Here is a 19,062-nt window from a genome sequence, read left to right on the forward strand (position 1 = left end):
TTTCATGATGCAGACTCCCTTGATTGAAGGCCTTTGCGTCCGTTGCGAAACGAATCGCTGATGGCTGGGGAGTCTAGGGAAGATGTGAAATGAATAAAAATGAATAGTCGTTATAAAAACGATATCCTTAAGGCTATAGTTCTGCGGGAGATACGACCATGATGCATGTCACCCTGCGCCAGTTACAGGCCTTCGAGGCAGTGGCTCGGCTGCGCAGCTTTTCGCGCGCCGCCGAGGAAATGCACGTCACTCAGCCCACGGTGTCGAAACAGATTCGTGCCCTGCACGAACAGGTCGGGCTGCCGTTGCTGGAGCAGGTCGGCAAGAAGGTCTTTCTCACCGAGGCCGGGCAGGAGCTTTACGCCACCTGTGCCGACTGGCTGAATACCTGGGGCCGTTTCGAGCAGGCCGTCGCCAATCTCAAGGGCCTCAAGCAGGGGCGGCTGAAAATCGCCGCGGTGACCACCGCCAAATACTTCATGCCCCGGATCCTCGGCCCGTTCTGCAGTCAGTACCCGGGCATCGACATTTCGCTCGAAGTGGTCAACCGCGACCGGGTGCTGGACCGCATGGCGCGCAACGAGGACGACCTCTACGTCATGGGCGTGCCGCCAGACGACATGGACATCGAGAGCGAAGCCTTCATGGACAACCCGATCGTCGTGATCGCACCGGTCGGGCACCGGCTGGCGGATCGCAGACGCATTCCCTTTGCCGCGCTGGGCGATGAAACCTTTCTGGTACGCGAGCAGGGTTCGGGCACGCGCATGACCATGGAGCGTTTGTTCCAGGAGCAGGGCGTGCCGCTCAACATCCGCATGGAGCTGGGCAGCAACGAGGCCATCAAGCAGGCCGTGGCAGGCGGACTGGGTCTGGCGCTGCTGTCGCGCAGCACGCTGAATTTCGACCCCATCCAGAACGAGCTGGCGGTGCTCGACGTCGAAGGCTTCCCGATCCGCCGCGCCTGGTACATCGTGCGCCCCAAGGGCAAGAATCTCTCCGTCGTGGCCGCGACCTTCCACGACTTCCTGCTCAGTCACGTGCAGCTGTTCGTGCCGCACGCCTGAGGCCCGTCGGTGCGATTCAGATTCTAGGTTTGGTGCCCGGATCGGCGCGCTTGGTCTGGCGACTAGGCCGATACGGTTTTCCGGGCGATCTTTCTCAGCGGCAGGGCGACTTCGAGGCGCGCCATCAGCAGGTACATGCCGCTGATCTTGCGGTGGAGATAAAGGATGTCGGCGGGCGGGATTCGGCTGAAGCGGTCGTGGAAGCGTAGCTGTATCAACGCGTCGCGCATGCGTCGGGGCAGGTCGGAACCGGCGAAGACGAAGGGGACGTCGCGGCGGGCCGGTTCGGCGGCAATGCCCAGCACCTTCACGAAGGCCTGGCGGTAGCGTAGCGGATCGTCCTCGGTGAAATAGCCGACCTGCGCGGCGGCACGGGCGAGGTCGTCCTCGCTGCCGTCGATGGCGGACAGCAGCAGGGTGCGCAGGGCGTCGCGGAAGGGCGGCGTGTAGACGCGGGTTGCGCCGAAATCGAGCAGTTGCAGTTTGCCGTTGGCGGGGTTGAAGCGGTAATTGGCGAAGTTCGGGTCGGTCTGAACCACGCCCCAGACAAAGACCTCGCGCAGGGCGAGTTCCAGCAGATCGGTCGCAAGTTGCGTGCGCTGCGTCCTGGGGAGTGCGGCCAGGGTCTCGATGGGCTGGCCATCGAGGAAGTGCATGCAGAGCACCTCGGCGGTGGTGCGTTCGGGCAGGGTCAGCGGGAGCTCGTAGCGCGGGTCGTCGCCCAGGTGTTCGGCATAGCGCGCGATATGCCCGGCCTCGAGCAGGTAGTCGGCCTCGTCGTGCAATTGACGCTTGGCCTCCGCGAGCAGGGGCGTGAGATCGAATTCGGATGGCAGGGCATGCGTGAGGCGCAGCAGGGTCGCCATGTTGTCGACATCGCTGTCGATGCTCTGGCGCACGCTGGGGTATTGCACCTTGATTGCCACCCGCGGGCCGTCGCGCAGCTGCGCGTCGTGCACCTGGCCGATGGAGGCGGCGGCCAGCGGGGTGAAGATGAAACGCGTGAAATCCCGGTCCCAGTTCTTGCCCCAGGCGTTTTCGAGCACCTGCGCAACCTGGCCCAGCGGCATGTAGTGCGCCTTGTCGCGCAGGCGGGCGAGGGCTTCGCTCAGTTCCGGCGGCAGGACGTTGCCGCTGTCCATGGAGATGAGCTGGCCGAGTTTCATGGCCGCGCCCCGCATCTCGGACAGCCGGTCGCCCAGACGCCGCGCATTCGCCGGCGTCAGCAGGAGCTGGTCGAGCCGCGGGCGGTTGCCCTTGGCGAGCTGGCGTGCGCCCTCGCTCACCACGCCGCTGGCCAAGCCGCCGGCCAGTCGACCCATCTTGGCGAGCCGGGCGAGGCGCGAGCTGGGCATGCGGTATTCCCTGGACATTCGATGCTTCCCGAGCGGTGTATCTGGAATGGGGGTGTTTCCGGATCGGATCATCATGCGCCATCAGGCGCCGGGCTGTCGCGTAGCGGCATTGCTCGGCAACCGGCTCGATTTTTGAGGCTGGCATGCGGCACAAGGTTCCGCCGCTCGATACGAAGAAGGCTCGGCTTGTGGGTTACGCCGTCTTGATGCTCTGGTAGGCGGCGAGGGCCTGCTTGCGGCTGACTGCCAGATCGACGAGGGGGTTGGGGTAGTCACGCCCGAGGCGGATGCCGGCGTGCTGCAGGGTCTGCGCCGAGGCCTCCCACGGGGCGTGCAGGTCCTTGTCCGGCAGCCGGGCGAGCTCGGGCAGCCAGCGGCGCAGGTAACGCCCCTGCGGATCGAACTTGCGGCCTTGCAGCACGGGGTTGAAGACCCGGAAGTAGGGCGCGGCGTCGGCCCCGCAGCCGGCCGTCCACTGCCAGCCCAGGGTGTTGTTCGCCAGATCGGCGTCGAGCAGGGTGTCCCAGAACCAGCGCGCGCCCGCCTGCCAGGGGGTCAGCAGGTTCTTGGTGAGGAAGGACGCGACCACCATGCGTACGCGGTTGTGCATCCAGCCGGTGTGCCAAAGCTCGCGCATCCCCGCATCGACCAGCGGAATTCCGGTCCGCCCGCGCTGCCAGGCCTCGAGGCGGGAGGCGTGATCGCGGGTCCAGGGGAAGGCCTCGAAACGGGCGTCGAGGCTGCGTTCCGAGGTCTGCGGGAAGTGGAACAGCAGGTGATGGGCAAACTCGCGCCAGCCCAGTTCGCGCAGAAAGGTTTCCAGCCCGGAGAAGGTGCCGCGATCCGTACTCCTGGCCATGTGCGCCTGGGCCGCGGCCGCGATCTGGCGGGGGCCGATCTCGCCGAAATGCAGATGCGGGGACAGCCGCGAGGTCGCGCGTTCCGACGGCAGGTCGCGTCCCGCGGCATAGTCAGCGGCGGCCCGATCGAGGAACGTCGCCAGCGCATCCTGCGCGCCCCTCTCGCCGGGCTGCCAGTGATCGGCGAAGGCATCGGCCCAGGGGCGCTGCGGCAGGAGACCGAGCGTATTCAAAGACTCGGATTCGGCCGCCATCAGCGCAAGCGCCTCGGGGGGCGGTGCGGCATTTTCCGCAAGACCCAAACCCAGGCAGGCCTTCCAGAACGGGGTGAAGACTCTGTAGGGCCCGCCGCTTTGCGTCTGCAGGGCCCAGGGCTCGAACAGCAGGGCGGCATTGTGGCTGTGTGCGTCCAGGCCATCCTGACGCAGGGTCTGCTTGATGGCGCCGTCGCGCGCGATCGCGGCGGGTTCATAGAGGCGGTTCCAGTGCACCGCGCCGGCCCCGGTTTCGCGGGCGAGTCGGCGCAGGGCTTCGAGGCTGGGTCCACGGCGGATGACCAGTCCGCTCCCGTGGCGGCGCAGGTCGCGATCCAGGGCGGCGAGGCTGTGGTGCAGCCACCACCGGGATGCGCCGCCCGGCGCCCAGGGGGTTTCCTCCTCGTGGGCATGTATGTAGACCGGAACGATGCGCATACCCGCGTCGCGGGCGGCCCGCAGCGCCGGGTTGTCCGCGAGGCGCAGATCGCGCCTGAACCAGACGATGGCGGCGGGCGGGCCCGTGACGGTATCCTCGCGGCGTTGGTTCATCGAGTTCGGCTCTTGCCAGGTTGTGGGGCCGCGCGGGTTATCGGCATATCGGCCCGCTAGCGTCTGCCCGGCCGCCGCGCATCGAGCGCGACCTGGAGCAGGGCCAGCGCGCGGATCAGTTCCGCATGTGCGAGCTGCTTGTCGTAGGGCAGCCGCGCCCTCTGGTCGCGGCTGCGGGCGCGTTTGACCGCCTCCTCGGCGGCGCGGGCGTCGATGTCTTGGGCGCGCAGGGCCGTGTCGGCGAGTACGGTCACCTGGGTCGGCTGCACTTCCAGATAGCCGCCTTCAAGATACAGGTACTGCCAGGCGTCGTCGCTCAGATAGCGCGCCTCGCCGGGCATCAGGCGCGCGAGCACGGGGGTATGGCCTGGCAGGACGCACATTTCGCCGCCTTCGGCGGGCAGCACCACGCGTTCTACGGTGCCGAAGAACAGGCTGCCCTGGGCGGTGACGATGCTGAGCGTAATGCGTGCGTGGCGGTGTTCGCTCATGTGTGCAAGCGATGGGGCTGACGTGCGTGCAGGCCGGCCACGATGATGTCCACCACGCGTTCGAGCGTGTCAACGTGGTCGGTGTTGACGACGAGATCGAAGTCGTCGAAGGCATCCCGCGTGCGTCCGAAATGATGCTTCAGGTAGGTCCGCCTGTCCGCCTCGATGCGGTGCCAGCGGTCTGCGGCGGCCTGATGGTCCAGGCTGTCCCTCTGCGCCAGCCGGGCGATACAGGTTTCGGGCGAGGCGCGCAGGTAGACGCGGTACATGTCGGGAATGCTGGCGATGAGATGCACGCCGCGCCCGAGTATCACGCCGCCCTGGCGGGCGATGGCCAGGACCAGCTCAACGAGGGCCTTGGCGTATTCGTCGCTCGAAGGGATGTTGCCGTAGCCGTGCAGCAGCCGCGAGATCAGCCCCGGCGGGGCCGATTCGTCCAACTCGCGCATCAGCGCCGGGTCGCCTTCGATGCGCTCGATGACGCCGTCGATCACCGCATGGTCATAGAAGGCCACGCCGATCCGGGCAGCCAGCAGCGGTGCGATCACGCCGGCGCCGGCGCCGTAGTCGCGGCTGATCGCGACCAGCGGGCCGGCGCGCGGGCCGGCCTGCACGCCGCTTTCGTGCAGCAGCGTGAGCAGATAGCGTTCGAGTGCGCTGCGTGTCATGGTCGGCTTCCGAAGGGCATGCGGTTTTTATGGTCGTGCAGGCGCCGCCCCGATGCAATCCCCCGATGGCGTGCTACCGTCCAGAGGTGCACGCGGCGGAGGCGGGTTACGCTTTTGTCTCCGCGGACACGGGGGCATCGCGGGCAGTCCGGCAAGGAGGGCAGGAAATGAAGATCATCGAAGTGGTCGCCGAAGCCAGCAGCCGCGACACCATCGCCGCGATCGGCGAGAAGATCAAGGCGACGGATTTTCGAACCGGTGCGGTGGATGACGACGGGCTGCAGTTCATGCGCCTGCTGATGGCCGACGACAAGGTGCAGCGGGCGCTGGACCTGCTGCAGAACGTGCTCGGCGCCCAGCCCGGCGCGCATATCGTGGTGCTGCCGGTCGAGGTGGCGCTGCCGCGCCAGAACGAGGCGGAAAGCCAGCAGGAGGATGCCGCCGTGGCCCTGCGCGAGTCGCTGTACGCGGGCGTGGAGCGCGATGCGCGTTTCGGCACCAATTACGTGGTGCTGGTGCTGCTGTCGACCATGGTGGCCGCGATCGGCATGATCGAGGACAACGTCAGCGCGATCATCGGGGCGATGGTGATCGCGCCCCTGCTGGGGCCCAACCTCGCCTTCGGCCTGAGTACGGCGCTGGGCGATCTGTCGCTGATGCGCAAGGCGGTCGGTAGCCTGCTCGCGGGTGTCGCCCTGGCGGTCGCGGCGTCCGCCGCGATCGGTGCCTTCGTGCCGCACGGTCTGCTCGTGAGCCACGAGCTGGTCGCCCGCACGATCACCGGCTATGACACCGTGGCGTTGGCCCTGGCTTCCGGAGCCGCCGCCGCGCTGTCGTTGACCACCGGGCTGTCCAGCGTGCTCGTCGGGGTGATGGTCGCGGTCGCGCTGTTGCCGCCTGCCGCCGCCCTGGGGCTGTATCTCGGCGCCGGAGCAGGGGCGAGCGCCGCGGGTGCCGGCCTGCTGCTGGCGGTCAATGTGGTGTGCGTCAACCTGGCCAGCAAGGTTGTGTTCCTGCTCAAGGGCATCCGCCCGCGCACCTGGGTGGACAAGGCACGGGCGCGCCGCGCGACCGTGATCTATCTCGTCATGTGGCTGGTCACGCTGATGATTCTGCTGCTGGTCATCTACTTGCGGCGCACCTTGCACGGCTGATATTTTCGCCCGCCTGCGCCTGCGCCTGCGCGTTCGGCTTCAATCGCCAAGGAGGATACCGCCATGAAATACCTGCGCTACGGCGAACCGGGCCGCGAGCGTCCGGGCGTGCTGGACGATGCGGGCGTGATCCGCGATCTCGGCGGCCGTTGCGACGATCTGGCGGGCGACGCGCTCGATCCCGCACGCCTGATGGCGTTGACCGGAGCGGACCTCGCTTCGCTGCCCGCCGTTGATGCCGGCGTGCGACTGGGACCCTGCGTGGCGGCCACCCGTCAGTTCATCGGTATCGGCCTCAATTATGCCGATCATGCCGCCGAGACCGGCATGCCGATCCCGCAGGAGCCCATCGTGTTCAACAAGGCACCGGGCTGCATGGCCGGGCCGAACGACGCGATCCCGGTGCCGCCTGGAGCGGCCAAGGTGGACTGGGAAGTGGAGCTGGCGCTGGTGATCGGGCGGCGCGCCTGGCAGGTCGAGGAGGCCGACGCGCTCGGTCATCTGGCCGGCTACTGCATCTGCAACGACGTTTCCGAACGCGCTTGGCAGCTCGAAGGCACTGGGCAGTGGCTCAAGGGCAAGAGCGCCCCCGGCTTCGGCCCGCTGGGCCCTTGGCTGGTCACCCCGGACGAGGTACCCGATCCGCTGTCGCTGGCCATGACCCTGGAGGTCAACGGCGAAACCATGCAGTCCGGCAGCACCGCGACCATGATCTTCAGCCCGGCCTATCTCGTGTCCTATCTGTCGCGCTTCATGGTGCTGGAGCCGGGCGACGTGATCACCACCGGTACACCGCCTGGGGTCGGCATGGCGCGCGGCCGTTTCCTCAGGCCCGGCGACCGCGTGCGCGCCAGGGTCGCCGGACTGGGCGAGCAGGTGAACGAGGTTACGTGAGCCAGGCTAGCGCGCGAAAAGCTGGCCGAGGTCGCGAAAGGCCTTGAATTCCAGTGCGTTGCCGGACGGGTCGCGGAAGAACAGCGTCGCCTGCTCGCCGGGTTCGCCCGGGAAGCGGATGGTCGGCTCGATTTCGAAGGTCACGCCGGCCTCGCGCAGGCGTCCCGCCAGCGCCTGCCAGGAAGCCATGTCGAGCACCACGCCGAAATGCGGCACCGGTACGGACTCTCCGTCCACCGGATTGAAGGCCGCGGTGCCCGCATGTCCCGGGGCATGATGGATCACCAGCTGATGGCCCATGAGGTCGAAGTCGACCCAGTGCGCGGCACTGCGGCCTTCCGGCAGCCCGAGAACCTCGCCGTAGAAACGTCGCGCCTCGGCGAGATCGCGCACGGGGATGGCGAGATGGAAGGGTTGCAGGGACATGGCGCGGCTTCCGTTTGCGGATGGCGAGGCGGCAGTATCCCGCGCGGTGTTGCGGTGGGGCAAGTGTCTGCCACGCCCATGGAACACATCACATACCCATCGGTCTGACTGATGACGGCACGCCGCCTGCGATATACCGCGGCGGCGATTTCATTTTTCGGCAATACCGTACTGAATGTCGGTAAGGAGTTCGACTATGCAGCTACGCAACATCGAAGGCGCCGTGGCCGTGATTACCGGGGCATCCAGCGGCATCGGCGAGGCCGCGGCGCGCGTGCTGGCCGAGGAGGGCGTCAAGCTCGTGCTCGCCGCGCGCAGCCGCGACAAGATCGAGGCGCTGGCCGCCGAGCTCGGCGACGACTGTCTCGCGGTGTCGACCGACGTCGGCGATCCGGCCCAGGTCAAGACGCTCTTCGAACAGGCAAAGTCGCGCTTCGGCGGCGTCGACCTGCTGTTCAACAACGCCGGCGTCGGCTACAACGGCGCCTTCGCGGACAGCGACCCGGCTCAATGGAAGGCGACCATCGACGCCAATCTCTATGGCGTGCTCCACTGCACCCAGGCCGCGATCCCGCTGATGCGCGGGCGTGAGGGCGCGATGATCAGCTCGGTGTCCAGCGTCGGCGGCCGACACGGCATCGAGGGCTGGTCGGTGTACAACGCGACCAAGTTCGCCGTGGTCGGATTTCACGACGCCCTGCGCAAGGAACTGGGGCCGGAGGGCATCCGCGTGTCGCTGATCGAGCCGGGCGCGGTCTATACGCAGTGGGGCTACAACGTGCCCGAGGATGCGATGCGGGAGCGGCGCGACAAGCTGGGTGCGCTGCACGCCGAGGACATCGCCCACGCACTGGTGTTCGCCTTCGCCCAGCCAGCCAACGTGAACTGCCAGGAACTGTTGGTCATGCCGACCCGGCAGACCTATCCCTAGCCAGCATTCGAGCGGATGTTGGCGACGCTATAATCGGCGTTTTCACATGCGGGATGCGGGGAGGGGACGCTTATGGGCGGCAACGACACGGCCTTGCTGCTGATCGACGTGCAGCAGGGATTCGACGCGCCGGGTTGGGGCGCGCGCAACCGGCCGCAGGCCGAACGCGAGATCGCCCGGCTGCTCGCCGCCTGGCGCGCGGCCGGCGCCCCGGTCGTGCACGTGCGCCACCTCTCGACCGAGCCCGCCTCGCCGCTGCATCCCTCCGGCGCGGGCATTGCCTTCAAGCCCGAGGCCGCCCCGCTCGCGGGCGAGCCCGTGTTCGAAAAGCGGGTCAACAGCGCCTTCATCGGCACCGGGCTCGAAGCCTGGCTGCGCGATCAGGGTGTCGAGGCGCTGGCGGTGGCGGGGCTCACCACGGATCATTGCGTTTCCACCAGCGTGCGCATGGCGGCGAATCTGGGTTTTCGCGTGATGCTCGTGGAGGACGCCTGCGCCACCTTTGGGCGCGTCGGCCACGACGGCCGCTATTACGGCGCCGACGAACTGCACCGCACCGCAGTGGCCAGCCTGCACGGTGAGTTTGCACGCATTGCAGGCGCTGCCGAAGCGATCGGTGCGGCGTTGTGATCGCCGTCACGCCGGAGCCGCCCTACTACGCGGTCATATTCACGGCGCAGTCCGGCGCGGACGACGCCGGCTATGCCGAGACGGCGGCACGCATGCTGTCGCTGGCACGCGCGCAGCCCGGTTTTCTCGGCGTCGAATCGGCACACGAGGCCGATGGCGGCATCACAGTCTCCTACTGGCGCGATCTCGAATCGATCTCTGCCTGGCGGCGACACGTCGAGCATCAGGCAGCACAGCGCGAGGGCCGCGCCCGCTGGTACGCGCGCTACGCCCTGCGCGTGGCGCGGGTCGAGCGCGCGCACGCCTTCGACGGCACGACGATATGACGCCCGCCGTGCAGCTGGCGAAGAAAACGGGCATCGCGCATACCGTGCATGCCTACGAGCACGATCCGTCGGTGACCGCCTACGGCGACGAGGCGGTGGACAAGCTCGGGCTCGATCCGGCGCGGGTGTTCAAGACCCTGGTGGTGGCCACGGATGCCGGCGTGCTGGCCGTGGCGGTGCTGCCGGTGCCGTGCAAGCTCTCCTTCAAGGCCGTCGCCGCCGCGCTCGGCGCGAAGAAGGCGGCGATGGCGGAGCCGGCCGCCGTTACCCGCGCCACGGGCTACGTGCTCGGCGGCGTCAGCCCGATGGGGCAGAAAAAGCGCCTGCCGATGGTGATCGACGACAGCGCCCGCAGCCTCGCCACGATCTTCGTCAGCGCCGGGCGGCGGGGGTTGGAGATCGAGCTGGCCCCGGACGACCTCGCGGCGCTCACCGGCGGACGTTTCGCTGCCATCGCGGTGGAATAGAGCATCCGTTTTCGGTCACGGCGCCGCGAATGTCTCGATGCCCGCGCGCCGCTCCGGTGTGCAATCCGCAACATCTCGCCGCGCCGGCCGCCTTGCCCGCCTTGTCCGTTCCCGATTCCAGCGCGGTTGTCCGCCCGTTGGCCGGGTGGAAGCGGGCGATCCCGGAGCGGGGCAGACGGCCGCTTGTCCTGCGCGGGAGGGGGTGTACAATAGCGGCGCGCCACCCGATGGGTGGCGTCGTTTTGTACGAGGTCTGCGCGAAACCGGATGGCCGGGCGCGCGCATGCCGCCGGAAGCCGCCTGGCAACCGGATGCCCATGGTGGCCCGCATCGGCCCCTCGCAACGATAAACTGTAAACCCCGCCAGGCCCGGAAGGGAGCAACGGTAGCAGTGATCTCGTGTGCCGGGGTGTGCTGGTGCGGGTTGCCTCCAATCGGTATAGTCCCAAGCTTTGGCAGCCGCCGATCCTATCGATGACCTACCAGGCACTGGCGCGCAAATGGCGCCCGCACAATTTCGATGAACTGGTGGGGCAGGCGCATGTGCGCCGAGCCCTGGTCAACGCCCTGCGCGAGCAGCGCATCCATCCCGCCTATCTGTTCACCGGCACCCGCGGCGTCGGCAAGACCACGCTGGCGCGCATACTCGCCAAATGCCTCAACTGCGAGACCGGCGTCACGCCCGAACCCTGCGGCGAGTGCACGGCCTGCCGCGAGATCGACGAGGGCCGCTTTATCGACCTGATCGAGGTCGACGCGGCCTCGCGCACCAAGGTCGAGGATACCCGCGAGCTGCTCGAGAACGTGCAGTACGCACCCACCCGAGGGCGCTACAAGGTGTACCTCATCGACGAGGTGCACATGCTTTCCGGGCACAGTTTCAACGCCCTGCTCAAGACCCTCGAGGAACCGCCGCCGCACGTGCAGTTCCTGCTCGCGACCACCGATCCGCAGAAGCTGCCGGCCACGATTCTTTCCCGCTGCGTGCAGTTCGGCCTCAAGCGCATTCCCGAGACGGCGATCGCCGAGCAGCTGGCCAGCGTGCTCGAACGCGAGGGGCTGGGCGGCGAGCCGGCGGCGCTGCGCGAGCTGGCGCGTGCGGCAGACGGCAGCCTGCGCGATGCGCTGAGTCTGCTCGATCAGGCCGTCGCCTATGGCGGCGGCTCGGTCAACGAGGCGGACGTGCGCGACATGCTGGGCACGATCTCGCGCGACGCCGTACCCCGTTTGCTGCGGGCATTGGCGGCTGGGGAGGCGGCGGCGATGCTTGACGTGGTCGACGAACTGGCCGGTCAGGCGGCCGATTTTGCGGCGGTGCTGGCCGAGCTGCTGTCCGCCCTGCACCGTATCGCGGTGTACCAGATCGCCGGCGTCGCAGCGGCCGACGAGCAGGCGGAGGCCGCCTGGAGCGAACTGGCGGCCACGCTGGGCGCCGAAGACGTCCAGCTCTACTACCAGATCGCGCTGATCGGCCGACGCGACCTGCCGCTGGCGGCGGACCCGCGCAGCGGCTTCGAAATGGTGCTGCTGCGCATGCTGGCGTTCCGCCCCGCCACGGCGGAGACGGTGCCGGCAGACGCCTCGCCACGGGCGGCAGTCTCGCCCCGGCCGCAGGCGCCTGCTACCGCAGAACCGAGGGCGGTCTATGCGCCGGTGTCCGCGCCAGCGCCCGCGGCCGCTGCGGACCCGCCTGCGAGGGCTTCCGCCGAGGCGGCCGGCGGCGCTGCGGGGCAGTGGGCGGCGCGCGTGGCGGCCCTCGGCCTGCGCGGTCTCGCCGGACAGCTGGCGAGCCACACCAGTTTGATGTCGGCGGAGGCCGGGCATTACCGACTGGCCATCGAGCGATCATCGGAACACCTGTGCACTGAAATGGCCCGACAGCGCCTGATCGAGGCACTGTCGGAGGTCGACGGACGGCCCGTGCGCGTGGATATCCAGGTGGCGGATTCGGTGGGCGAGACACCGGCCGTGCAGGCCGAGCGTGCCGCCGCAAGCCTGCAATCGGAAGCCGAGCACTCGATCGAGACGGACGAATGGATACAAGGTATCCGTGCGCAGCTGGGCGCCAAGGTGGTGCCGGGCTCCGTGCGCCCGCGCACGGACGCGCCGGATTTGAATGAAACTTGAGAGGACGGAAAGAATATGAAGGGTCCCATCGCGAATTTGATGAAGCAGGCGCAACAGATGCAGGCCGAGATGCAGAAGGCCCAGGAAGAGCTGGCAGGCATGGAGGTCACTGGCGAGGCCGGCGGCGGCATGGTCAAGGTGACCATGACCGGGCGTCACGAGGCGCGCCGCGTGACCATCGATCCCAGTCTGCTCGGCGACGACAAGGAAATGCTGGAGGATCTGATCGCCGCGGCGATCAACGACGCCAGCCACCGCATAGAATCGGCCACGCAGGAGCGCTTTTCCGGCATGGCTTCCGGCGTCAACCTGCCGCCCGGCTTCAAGCTGCCGTTCTAGGCATGGCGCGCAGCCCCCTCCTGGAGGGATTGATCGAGGCTCTGCGGTGCCTGCCGGGCGTGGGACCGAAATCGGCTCAGCGCATGGCCTACCACCTGCTTGAGCGCCACCGCGACGATGCCCTGCGTCTGAGCGAGGCACTGCGTGCGGCGGTCGAGCGCATCGGCCATTGCGAGCGTTGCCGCACCCTGAGCGAAACCGAGCTGTGTGCGGTCTGCGCCGATACCCGGCGCGATGCCGGTCTGCTGTGCGTGGTGGAAAATCCCTCTCATCTACAGGTGATGGAGCAGGCGACGCACTTCAAGGGCGTGTATCACGTGCTCATGGGGCGTCTGTCGCCGCTGGACGGCATCGGTCCGGAGGAACTCGGTCTGGACCGGCTCGAACGGCGCCTGGGAGAGGGCGAGCTGCGCGAGCTGATTCTGGCGATCAGCCCGACGGTCGAGGGCGAGGTGACGGCGCACTACATCGGCGAGATGGCCCGTGCCCATGGCGTGCGCGTGACCCGGCTCGCGCAGGGTGTGCCGATGGGCGGCGAGCTGGAATATCTGGACAGCGGCACATTGACCCACGCCTTCGAATCGCGCCGCGAATATTGAGCGCGGCGCGCCCTTCCTTCATGCCTTTTCAGGAAACAAGCCCATGAGCGACTGCCTGTTCTGCCGAATCGTGGCCGGCGAGATACCCGCCGAGCCGGTCTATCAGGACGAGGATGTGCTGGCCTTTCGCGACATCAACCCGCAGGCACCGCTGCATGTGCTGGTGGTGCCGCGCCGGCATATCGCCACGCTCAACGACCTGACACCGGACGACGCCGGGGTGGTCGGCACAATGCACCTTGCGGCGGCTCGCATCGCCGCCGAGCACGGTCTTGCCGAGGCGGGCTACCGCACGGTATTCAACTGCAACGAGCAGGCCGGGCAGACGGTATTTCATCTGCACTTGCATGTACTCGGCGGCCGCGCCCTGGGTTGGCCGCCCGGCTAGGGGCGGTTCGCGCCGCGCCGTGGTGGGTGCCGGAGCGCCTTGCGGGGCTGGCGGATACCGAAGGGCGGTTCGATGGACGCTAGGGTCTGTGCACACGATGGGATGGCGTGCTGCCGGAGCCGCTTTTCGTGGCCGCCTGGTGCCGCGCGCGGCATGGTCTGCCACATGACATGGGTCAGCGGCAACACCGCGAGACGCGAAAAGCGGCCCCGGCCGGCCTGCGGGCTGCGACCGAAAAAACCGCCACTCGGCGTTGCCCGTCGCTGATTTGGCATCACAAACCGCGCTGCTCGCGCCTCGAACGGCGGTTCTTCTGTCACAACAGCATGCCTGCCCATCGGGTGAACAGGCCCTAGTTCGCTGTCGGACGGCCATGATGCGCAGCCGCAACCGCCGGTGCCGCGGACTCGAATTGTCGGTCGTAGCCGCGGCGGTCGATGTCGTGCACGCTCAGCAGCAACGCCATCAACAGATAGCACACCAAGGCCGCGACGCCATGCCGGCGCAGCACTTCGCCGCTGCTGCGTGCACGTACCCAGGCTGGATGCCGGTAGCCCAACAGGGTCAGCGCGCTGAGGACCAGCGAGGCGGCGAGCAGCAGCAGTAGCCAGAGATCCGTTTTCATGGACTCATAGAGTCGCCGCCGCGGACGGAGTTCCGGAGCTCGTTCGAAAGTTCCAGAAAGCTGCGCAGGCGGGTGGCGGCGATTTCGCCGGCTTCGACCGCGGTCTTGATCGCGCAGCCCGGTTCGGCGCGATGCTGGCAGTTGTGGAAGCGGCAGTCGCCGATGCGCGCCGCGATCTCGGGGAAGCCGGCGTGCAGCGATGCGCGCTCGGGCGCGAACGGCGCGAAGTCGCGCACGCCCGGCGAGTCGATCAGGTCGCCGCCGCCGGGTAGGGCATAGAGGTGGGCGTGGGTAGTGGTGTGGCGGCCCTCTCCGGTGAGTGCCGACAACTCGCCGACTCGAACTTCGAGGTTCGGGTCGAGATGATGCGTGAGCGAGGATTTGCCGACCCCGGACTGGCCGACGAACAGACTGGTGCGCCCGGCGAGTCGTGCGCGCAGGTCATCGATGCCGCTGCCGTCGAGCGTACTGGTGGACAGTACTGGATATCCAAGGCCGGCATACAGGGTACGGGTCTCGGATACATGCGCCGCGGCTGCCGGCGCCAGCGCGAGATCGATCTTGTTGATGACGATGGCCGCGTTGGCGCCGAGATCGGCGGTGCCGACGAGGTAGCGGTCGATCAGCCCCCAGTCGGGCGGCGGCCGGGTGGCGACCACGATGACGACCTGATCGACGTTGGCGACGCCGGCACGCGGCCGCCCGCGATGATCCGGCCGCACGAGGCAATTGCGCCGCGGCAGCAGCGCGGTGAGCACCGCCTTGTCGAACCCGTCCTCGTATTCGATTTCGTCGCCGCACACCGGCGCGCGTAGATGCTCGGGACCGCGTTTGACCAGATTGCGCGGCGAAACGGCCTTGTGCAGTCCACCGGCATCGTCGCGCACGATCAGTTCGGCACCGAAACGGGCGACCACCCGGCCTCGGGTCATGAGAACAGGGCGTCCACGCGTGCGGCGCAGATGAAATCGTTGCGCGACAGTCCGCCGATGGCATGGGTCGAGTAGCGCACGCGACAGCGGTTGTAGCCGACTTCGAGATCGGGGTGATGGTCTTCTCGATGGGCGATCCAGGCGACTGCGTTGACGAAGGCCATGGTGTCGTGGAAGTTCGCGAAGCCCAGTTCCCGCGCGATGGCGCGGCCGTCCTCGACCCGTTGCCAGTCCGGGTGCAGGCCGCTCATCAGGCGTGCCGCCTCGTCGTGATCGAGCGGCGGCACGCCGCCTTCGCAGGGCGCGCAGCGGCCTTGCCGGAGGGTGTGGGTGATGCCGTCATTCATGCGGGACTCCTCTGTTCTGAGGTCGGATTCAGCGCGAGTCCGCCGCATCGAGTCGATGCAGGTGCTCGACCCGGATCGAGGCGGGTGGGTGCGAGTCATAGTAGGCCGAGTGCAGCGGGTCGGGCGTCAGCGTGCTGGCGTTGTCCCGGTACAGTTTGACCAGGGCATGCACCAGCGGCGTGGCACCGCCGGTCTGCAGATGCGCGAAGGCATCGGCCTCGAATTCCTGCTTGCGCGAGCGCCAGGAGAACAGCGGCGTGAGCGGGAAGGCGAAGCTCGGCAGGGCGATCAGAAACAGCAGCAGGGCCATGTGGGTGGATGGCGTGCTGACCCCGAGACCGGCGTAGAACCAGGGCTGTTGCATCAGCCAGGCCAGCAGTGCGAGACCGGCGAGGCTGAGTGCACTCATTAGCCACATGGCCTTCTGTACATGCCGGTGGCGATAATGTCCCAGTTCGTGAGCCAGCACGGCTTCGATTTCCTCGGGTTCGAGCTTGTCGATCAGGGTGTCGAAAAAGACGATGCGCTTGTTGCGCCCGAGTCCGGTGAAATAGGCGTTGCCGTGGCCCGAACGTTTGGAACCGTCCATCACGTATATGCCCCTGGAGCGGAAACCGGTGCGTTCGAGCAGCGCCTCCACGCGCGCGCGCAGCGGGCCTTCCTCCAGTGGCTCGAAGCGATTGAACAGCGGTGCGATGAAGCGCGGAAAGGCCCAGGCCATGAGTAGGCTGAAGCCGGTCCACACCAGCCAGACGTACAGCCACCAGACGCTGCCCGTTCGCCCCATCAGCCACAGGATGAGCAACAGCAGAGGCACGCCGAGCATCAGCAGGAGCAGCGCCTGCAGCAGCAGATCGCCGAGGTAGGTGGCGGGGCGGGTGCGGTTGAAGCCGTGGCGCGCCTCGATCACGAAGGTGCGCCACAGCGCGAAGGGTTGATCGAGCAAGGCGCCGATGACGATCACGCTGAGTACGGTCGCGGTGCCGGCCAGCAGCGGCGACCAGCCGGACGCGCGCCACAGCCGGTCGACCAGGTCGAGCCCGCCGCCCAGCGTCCAGCCGAGCAGGATCAAGGTCTCGAAAACGATCTCCAGACGGGAAAAGCGGACCCGGGCGACGGTGTAGTCGGCGGCGCGTTGGTGTGCTTCCAGCGGGATGGATGAGACGAAATCCGCCGGCACCCGTGTGCGGTGGTCGAGCACATGGCCAATCTGCCTGGCGGCGAGCCACAGACGAAGCGCAAGGCCGAGCGCGACGGCGGCGAGAAAGACGAGTGTAAACGCGTGCATGGCGGCTCCAGATCGGGGCGGTGCGGAATTCCGGGTCTAGTGTACGTGCTCGCTCGGCGCTTTTGCAGCGACCGGGCTTGGCGCATGGATCGTTTGATATAGAGAACATCGTTTCGTAAAATGTACGATTCGTGGAGCAGGGCGGGACGGTGGACGGAATCCGTAAGGTGGTGGCAGGCAATCTGACGCGGCTGCGTGGCTCGCGAGGCCTTACGTTGAGCCGCCTGGCCGAACTGGCCGGCATTTCCAAGGGCACCTTGTCGGCGCTGGAACAAGGGAACGGCAATCCCACCATCGTCACCCTATGGGCGTTGGCCGACGCGCTGGCGGTGTCCTTCGGTGCTCTCGTCGAAGGCGCGGACACTTCGGTGCCCGACATTAACGAGGGTGTGCACGTGCGGCTGCTGGCGCGCGAGGACGGCCCCCCGCGGCTCGAAAGCTACCTGCTGACACTGGAGGCGGGCGCGGTGCGCGAGGCGGTGGGGCACGGCTTGCGCGTAGACGAGCGGGTCATCGTGTTGCAGGGCCAGGTCCGCGCGGGCGAGCTGGGCGCGACCCGCATGCTTGCGGCCGGCGTGGAGTGGACGTTCGATGGCGCGAGACCTCATCTTTATGCGACGGGAGACGGTCCGGCAACCCTGCTGGTGATGATGCGCTACGCGGTCGCGGAGGCGAGGGCATGAGGGTCCTGCGGGATGGTTTTGCCGCCAGTGTGCCGATCGCGGCAGGCTATTTGCCGGTGGCCGTTGCCTTTGGCGTGGCAGGGCAGGCCAGCGGTTTGCCGTACTGGTCGCTCGCCTTCGTCTCTGCGGTCGTCTATGCCGGTGCCAGCCAGTTCGCGTTGCTGGCTACGCTGTCGCTGGGAGCAGCGCCGCTGTCGGCGGCGCTGCTCGCACTGATCCTCAATCTGCGCCATTTCGTCTATGGTCCGGCCTTGAGCCGGCAGCTTGCCGGCTTGAACCGGCGCAGCCGGGCCGGCATTGCCTTCGGGCTGACCGACGAGACCTTCGCCGCCGCCTATGGTCGCCTGCCTGCGTCCGCTTCCGCGAAGATGCGGCGCGATTGGCTGGTGGGGCTTGAGATCGGCGCCTATCTGGCCTGGCAGGGCGGGACGACCTTGGGTGCGCTCGGCGGCGCCGGCATGCTCGCCTGGTCGCCGTTGTTCAAGCCGGTGCTGGATTTCGCCTTGCCGCTGTTATTCGTGCTGCTGCTGCCGCCGTTGCTCGGGCAGGCGCGCATGCGGGCGGCCTCGACCGCCGGGGCGCTGACGGCGCTGGCGTTGCAGTGGCAAGGAGAAAGCGCGGCGGCGTTGGTGGCCGCCGCGGTGGCCGGGATGGCCGCCGCCTGGCTGGCGCGCGTGCGATGAATCTGCACGACTGGCTGATCGGCGCCTGCGTGCTGGCGGTGGGGACATACGCCATCCGCCTGGCCGGCGCCTGGCTGGTAGGTTCGGCGGTGCGCGGCGAGCATCGCCTCGGCCGTCTGTTCGAGCCGGCCGGCGCGGCTCTGATCGCAGCCTTCGCGGTGGTGTCGCTGGTGCCGGCCGGGCACGCACCCGTGGCTGCGACCCTGGGCGGCGAGCTGCTGTCGCTGGTCGTCGCGCTTTGGCTTCAGCGTCTGAGCGGTCAGCTGTGGGTCGGCATGCTGGCGGGACTCGCCACCTACGGACTGTGGCTGGCCGTGGCTTCGGCCTGGCTGCAATGAGCGGCGTGGGGTGACGCGGCCGGGTGAGCTAGAATGCCGCCACGTATACCGATGCCGAAGGAGAATGCCCGATGCCCGCCAGTCCGGACAACCTGATCTGGATCGATCTCGAAATGACGGGACTCGATCCCCAGCAGGACGTCATCATCGAAATCGCCACCGTGGTGACCGACCGCGTGCTGAACGTTCTGGCGGAGGGACCGGTGCTGGCGATCCATCAGCCGGCCGCGGTGATGGCGGGGATGGACGAATGGAATCAGCGCCAGCACGGGCAGTCGGGGTTGATCGCCCGGGTGGCCGAGAGTCGGGTCGATGCGTCTGAAGCCGAGGCGCGCACGCTGGCGTTTCTGCGCGAGCATGTGCCGCCGGGCGTGTCGCCGATGTGCGGCAACAGCATCTGCCAGGACCGGCGCTTTCTCGCGCGGCTGATGCCCGAGCTGGAGCGGTTCTTCCATTACCGCAATCTGGACGTGAGTACGCTCAAGGAGCTGGCGAAGCGCTGGTATCCGGGCGTCGCCAAGGGTTTTGCCAAGACCTCGGAGCACCTCGCGCTGGCGGATATCCGCGACTCCATCGAGGAGCTGCGCTACTACCGCGAATATCTGCTGCCGCCGCTCGAATGAGCGGCGTGCGGGACG

24 protein-coding genes and 1 other RNA gene are annotated in these 19,062 nt (G+C 67.8%); 16 read left to right on the forward strand and 9 right to left on the reverse strand.

Annotation, left to right across the window (positions count from 1 at the left end; all coding sequences use genetic code 11):
- The first annotated feature begins 158 nt into the window (after window positions 1–158).
- Window positions 159–1,067 carry a LysR family transcriptional regulator gene (locus THPRO_RS00500; protein WP_038087424.1) on the forward strand — a complete coding sequence of 303 codons (909 nt, stop codon included), beginning with the start codon at window positions 159–161 and terminating at the stop codon, window positions 1,065–1,067.
- A gap of 62 nt (window positions 1,068–1,129) precedes the next feature.
- Here THPRO_RS00500 and THPRO_RS00505 read toward each other — a convergent pair whose 3' ends face one another.
- From THPRO_RS00505 to THPRO_RS00520, 4 genes are all read right to left on the reverse strand, one after another.
- Window positions 1,130–2,422 (reverse strand): ABC1 kinase family protein, encoded by a 1,293-nt coding sequence (locus tag THPRO_RS00505; protein ID WP_201786908.1) that lies wholly within the window; start codon window positions 2,420–2,422, stop codon window positions 1,130–1,132.
- A 193-nt stretch (window positions 2,423–2,615) separates the two neighbouring features.
- The gene (locus THPRO_RS00510; RefSeq protein ID WP_052064083.1) at window positions 2,616–4,088 is read right to left on the reverse strand and encodes a cryptochrome/photolyase family protein; all 1,473 of its coding nucleotides are present in this window, start codon (window positions 4,086–4,088) and stop codon (window positions 2,616–2,618) included.
- Between the two features lie 56 nt (window positions 4,089–4,144).
- The gene (gene atpC / locus THPRO_RS00515; RefSeq protein ID WP_038087421.1) at window positions 4,145–4,579 is read right to left on the reverse strand and encodes an ATP synthase F1 subunit epsilon; all 435 of its coding nucleotides are present in this window, start codon (window positions 4,577–4,579) and stop codon (window positions 4,145–4,147) included.
- Window positions 4,576–5,247 carry a cytidylate kinase-like family protein gene (locus THPRO_RS00520; protein WP_038087417.1) on the reverse strand — a complete coding sequence of 224 codons (672 nt, stop codon included), beginning with the start codon at window positions 5,245–5,247 and terminating at the stop codon, window positions 4,576–4,578. The genes atpC and THPRO_RS00520 overlap by 4 nt, the downstream gene beginning before the upstream one ends.
- A 167-nt stretch (window positions 5,248–5,414) precedes the next feature.
- On the opposite strand from THPRO_RS00520, the gene THPRO_RS00525 reads away from it, so the two are divergent.
- Together THPRO_RS00525 and THPRO_RS00530 are read left to right on the forward strand one after the other, a co-directional pair.
- Window positions 5,415–6,401 carry a TIGR00341 family protein gene (locus THPRO_RS00525; protein ID WP_038087413.1) on the forward strand — a complete coding sequence of 329 codons (987 nt, stop codon included), beginning with the start codon at window positions 5,415–5,417 and terminating at the stop codon, window positions 6,399–6,401.
- A gap of 63 nt (window positions 6,402–6,464) precedes the next feature.
- Entirely contained in the window at window positions 6,465–7,295 is an 831-nt protein-coding gene (locus THPRO_RS00530) for a fumarylacetoacetate hydrolase family protein (protein ID WP_038087411.1), read from the forward strand.
- Between the two features lie 6 nt (window positions 7,296–7,301).
- Here THPRO_RS00530 and THPRO_RS00535 read toward each other — a convergent pair whose 3' ends face one another.
- A complete protein-coding gene (locus THPRO_RS00535; RefSeq protein WP_038087406.1) occupies window positions 7,302–7,721 on the reverse strand; it encodes a VOC family protein in 420 nt (139 codons plus the stop codon).
- Between the two features lie 196 nt (window positions 7,722–7,917).
- Here THPRO_RS00535 and THPRO_RS00540 point away from each other — a divergent pair, with 196 nt between their 5' ends.
- The 9 genes from THPRO_RS00540 to THPRO_RS00580 all read left to right on the forward strand — a co-directional run bounded on the left by THPRO_RS00540 (window position 7,918) and on the right by THPRO_RS00580 (window position 13,528).
- Entirely contained in the window at window positions 7,918–8,652 is a 735-nt protein-coding gene (locus THPRO_RS00540; protein ID WP_038087395.1) for an SDR family oxidoreductase, read from the forward strand.
- Between the two features lie 72 nt (window positions 8,653–8,724).
- Complete coding sequence (locus THPRO_RS00545) at window positions 8,725–9,282, forward strand: cysteine hydrolase family protein (protein ID WP_038087393.1); 558 nt, start codon at window positions 8,725–8,727, stop codon at window positions 9,280–9,282.
- A complete protein-coding gene (locus THPRO_RS00550) occupies window positions 9,279–9,608 on the forward strand; it encodes an antibiotic biosynthesis monooxygenase family protein (protein ID WP_038087389.1) in 330 nt (109 codons plus the stop codon). The genes THPRO_RS00545 and THPRO_RS00550 overlap by 4 nt, the downstream gene beginning before the upstream one ends.
- Window positions 9,605–10,075: a Cys-tRNA(Pro) deacylase gene (gene ybaK / locus THPRO_RS00555; RefSeq protein ID WP_038087387.1), complete on the forward strand. Its 471-nt coding sequence runs from the start codon at window positions 9,605–9,607 to the stop codon at window positions 10,073–10,075. Before THPRO_RS00550 ends, ybaK begins: the two co-directional genes overlap by 4 nt.
- Window positions 10,076–10,402: 327 nt before the next feature.
- Window positions 10,403–10,499, forward strand: an RNA gene (gene ffs, locus THPRO_RS00560) — signal recognition particle sRNA small type.
- 50 nt (window positions 10,500–10,549) lie between these two features.
- Complete coding sequence (gene dnaX, locus THPRO_RS00565) at window positions 10,550–12,202, forward strand: DNA polymerase III subunit gamma/tau (protein ID WP_065089237.1); 1,653 nt, start codon at window positions 10,550–10,552, stop codon at window positions 12,200–12,202.
- A 15-nt stretch (window positions 12,203–12,217) separates the two neighbouring features.
- Window positions 12,218–12,541, forward strand: a complete 324-nt coding sequence (locus THPRO_RS00570) for a YbaB/EbfC family nucleoid-associated protein (RefSeq protein WP_065089067.1) — start codon at window positions 12,218–12,220, stop codon at window positions 12,539–12,541.
- A 2-nt stretch (window positions 12,542–12,543) separates the two neighbouring features.
- A complete protein-coding gene (gene recR, locus THPRO_RS00575) occupies window positions 12,544–13,140 on the forward strand; it encodes a recombination mediator RecR (RefSeq protein WP_038087386.1) in 597 nt (198 codons plus the stop codon).
- A gap of 43 nt (window positions 13,141–13,183) precedes the next feature.
- Window positions 13,184–13,528, forward strand: a complete 345-nt coding sequence (locus THPRO_RS00580; protein WP_038087385.1) for a histidine triad nucleotide-binding protein — start codon at window positions 13,184–13,186, stop codon at window positions 13,526–13,528.
- Window positions 13,529–13,880: 352 nt separating this feature from the next.
- On the opposite strand, the gene THPRO_RS00585 is transcribed toward THPRO_RS00580, so the two are convergent.
- The 4 genes from THPRO_RS00585 to THPRO_RS00600 are packed head-to-tail and all read right to left on the reverse strand — an operon-like array spanning window position 13,881 to window position 16,720.
- Window positions 13,881–14,153, reverse strand: coding sequence for a hypothetical protein (locus THPRO_RS00585; protein ID WP_065089068.1), 273 nt, complete (start codon window positions 14,151–14,153; stop codon window positions 13,881–13,883).
- Window positions 14,150–15,085: a ribosome small subunit-dependent GTPase A gene (gene rsgA / locus THPRO_RS00590; RefSeq protein WP_052064082.1), complete on the reverse strand. Its 936-nt coding sequence runs from the start codon at window positions 15,083–15,085 to the stop codon at window positions 14,150–14,152. Before rsgA ends, THPRO_RS00585 begins: the two co-directional genes overlap by 4 nt.
- Window positions 15,082–15,432 carry a 4a-hydroxytetrahydrobiopterin dehydratase gene (locus tag THPRO_RS00595; protein ID WP_038087384.1) on the reverse strand — a complete coding sequence of 117 codons (351 nt, stop codon included), beginning with the start codon at window positions 15,430–15,432 and terminating at the stop codon, window positions 15,082–15,084. Before THPRO_RS00595 ends, rsgA begins: the two co-directional genes overlap by 4 nt.
- A 28-nt stretch (window positions 15,433–15,460) precedes the next feature.
- The gene (locus THPRO_RS00600; protein WP_038087382.1) at window positions 15,461–16,720 is read right to left on the reverse strand and encodes a M48 family metallopeptidase; all 1,260 of its coding nucleotides are present in this window, start codon (window positions 16,718–16,720) and stop codon (window positions 15,461–15,463) included.
- Between the two features lie 149 nt (window positions 16,721–16,869).
- Here THPRO_RS00600 and THPRO_RS00605 point away from each other — a divergent pair, with 149 nt between their 5' ends.
- The 4 genes from THPRO_RS00605 (at window position 16,870) to orn (ending at window position 19,047) form a co-directional block, all read left to right on the forward strand.
- On the forward strand, window positions 16,870–17,403 hold the full coding sequence (locus tag THPRO_RS00605) for a helix-turn-helix domain-containing protein (RefSeq protein ID WP_038087651.1): 534 nt from the start codon (window positions 16,870–16,872) through the stop codon (window positions 17,401–17,403).
- Entirely contained in the window at window positions 17,400–18,086 is a 687-nt protein-coding gene (locus THPRO_RS00610; protein WP_052064080.1) for an AzlC family ABC transporter permease, read from the forward strand. The genes THPRO_RS00605 and THPRO_RS00610 overlap by 4 nt, the downstream gene beginning before the upstream one ends.
- Window positions 18,083–18,424 (forward strand): AzlD domain-containing protein, encoded by a 342-nt coding sequence (locus tag THPRO_RS00615; protein WP_038087370.1) that lies wholly within the window; start codon window positions 18,083–18,085, stop codon window positions 18,422–18,424. The genes THPRO_RS00610 and THPRO_RS00615 overlap by 4 nt, the downstream gene beginning before the upstream one ends.
- Before the next feature lie 71 nt (window positions 18,425–18,495).
- Window positions 18,496–19,047 (forward strand): oligoribonuclease, encoded by a 552-nt coding sequence (gene orn / locus THPRO_RS00620; protein WP_038087362.1) that lies wholly within the window; start codon window positions 18,496–18,498, stop codon window positions 19,045–19,047.
- Window positions 19,048–19,062: the final 15 nt, after the last annotated feature.

It is taken from the genome of Acidihalobacter prosperus, from assembly GCF_000754095.2.
Lineage (GTDB): Bacteria > Pseudomonadota > Gammaproteobacteria > DSM-5130 > Acidihalobacteraceae > Acidihalobacter > Acidihalobacter prosperus.

Excerpts from the sequence above, each read along its gene's own strand:
- dnaX (WP_065089237.1), top strand. The coding sequence starts at position 10,550 with ATGACCTACCAGGCACTGGCGCGCAAATGGCGCCCGCACAATTTCGAT.
- THPRO_RS00540 (WP_038087395.1), top strand. The coding sequence starts at position 7,918 with ATGCAGCTACGCAACATCGAAGGCGCCGTGGCCGTGATTACCGGGGCA.
- THPRO_RS00505 (WP_201786908.1), bottom strand. The coding sequence starts at position 2,422 with ATGCCCAGCTCGCGCCTCGCCCGGCTCGCCAAGATGGGTCGACTGGCC.
- THPRO_RS00500 (WP_038087424.1), top strand. The coding sequence starts at position 159 with ATGATGCATGTCACCCTGCGCCAGTTACAGGCCTTCGAGGCAGTGGCT.
- THPRO_RS00570 (WP_065089067.1), top strand. The coding sequence starts at position 12,218 with ATGAAGGGTCCCATCGCGAATTTGATGAAGCAGGCGCAACAGATGCAG.
- THPRO_RS00585 (WP_065089068.1), bottom strand. The coding sequence starts at position 14,153 with ATGAAAACGGATCTCTGGCTACTGCTGCTGCTCGCCGCCTCGCTGGTC.
- orn (WP_038087362.1), top strand. The coding sequence starts at position 18,496 with ATGCCCGCCAGTCCGGACAACCTGATCTGGATCGATCTCGAAATGACG.
- atpC (WP_038087421.1), bottom strand. The coding sequence starts at position 4,579 with ATGAGCGAACACCGCCACGCACGCATTACGCTCAGCATCGTCACCGCC.
- THPRO_RS00535 (WP_038087406.1), bottom strand. The coding sequence starts at position 7,721 with ATGTCCCTGCAACCCTTCCATCTCGCCATCCCCGTGCGCGATCTCGCC.
- recR (WP_038087386.1), top strand. The coding sequence starts at position 12,544 with ATGGCGCGCAGCCCCCTCCTGGAGGGATTGATCGAGGCTCTGCGGTGC.
- THPRO_RS00525 (WP_038087413.1), top strand. The coding sequence starts at position 5,415 with ATGAAGATCATCGAAGTGGTCGCCGAAGCCAGCAGCCGCGACACCATC.
- THPRO_RS00595 (WP_038087384.1), bottom strand. The coding sequence starts at position 15,432 with ATGAATGACGGCATCACCCACACCCTCCGGCAAGGCCGCTGCGCGCCC.
- THPRO_RS00615 (WP_038087370.1), top strand. The coding sequence starts at position 18,083 with ATGAATCTGCACGACTGGCTGATCGGCGCCTGCGTGCTGGCGGTGGGG.
- THPRO_RS00610 (WP_052064080.1), top strand. The coding sequence starts at position 17,400 with ATGAGGGTCCTGCGGGATGGTTTTGCCGCCAGTGTGCCGATCGCGGCA.
- THPRO_RS00510 (WP_052064083.1), bottom strand. The coding sequence starts at position 4,088 with ATGAACCAACGCCGCGAGGATACCGTCACGGGCCCGCCCGCCGCCATC.
- THPRO_RS00530 (WP_038087411.1), top strand. The coding sequence starts at position 6,465 with ATGAAATACCTGCGCTACGGCGAACCGGGCCGCGAGCGTCCGGGCGTG.
- THPRO_RS00580 (WP_038087385.1), top strand. The coding sequence starts at position 13,184 with ATGAGCGACTGCCTGTTCTGCCGAATCGTGGCCGGCGAGATACCCGCC.
- ybaK (WP_038087387.1), top strand. The coding sequence starts at position 9,605 with ATGACGCCCGCCGTGCAGCTGGCGAAGAAAACGGGCATCGCGCATACC.
- THPRO_RS00600 (WP_038087382.1), bottom strand. The coding sequence starts at position 16,720 with ATGCACGCGTTTACACTCGTCTTTCTCGCCGCCGTCGCGCTCGGCCTT.
- THPRO_RS00545 (WP_038087393.1), top strand. The coding sequence starts at position 8,725 with ATGGGCGGCAACGACACGGCCTTGCTGCTGATCGACGTGCAGCAGGGA.
- rsgA (WP_052064082.1), bottom strand. The coding sequence starts at position 15,085 with ATGACCCGAGGCCGGGTGGTCGCCCGTTTCGGTGCCGAACTGATCGTG.
- THPRO_RS00520 (WP_038087417.1), bottom strand. The coding sequence starts at position 5,247 with ATGACACGCAGCGCACTCGAACGCTATCTGCTCACGCTGCTGCACGAA.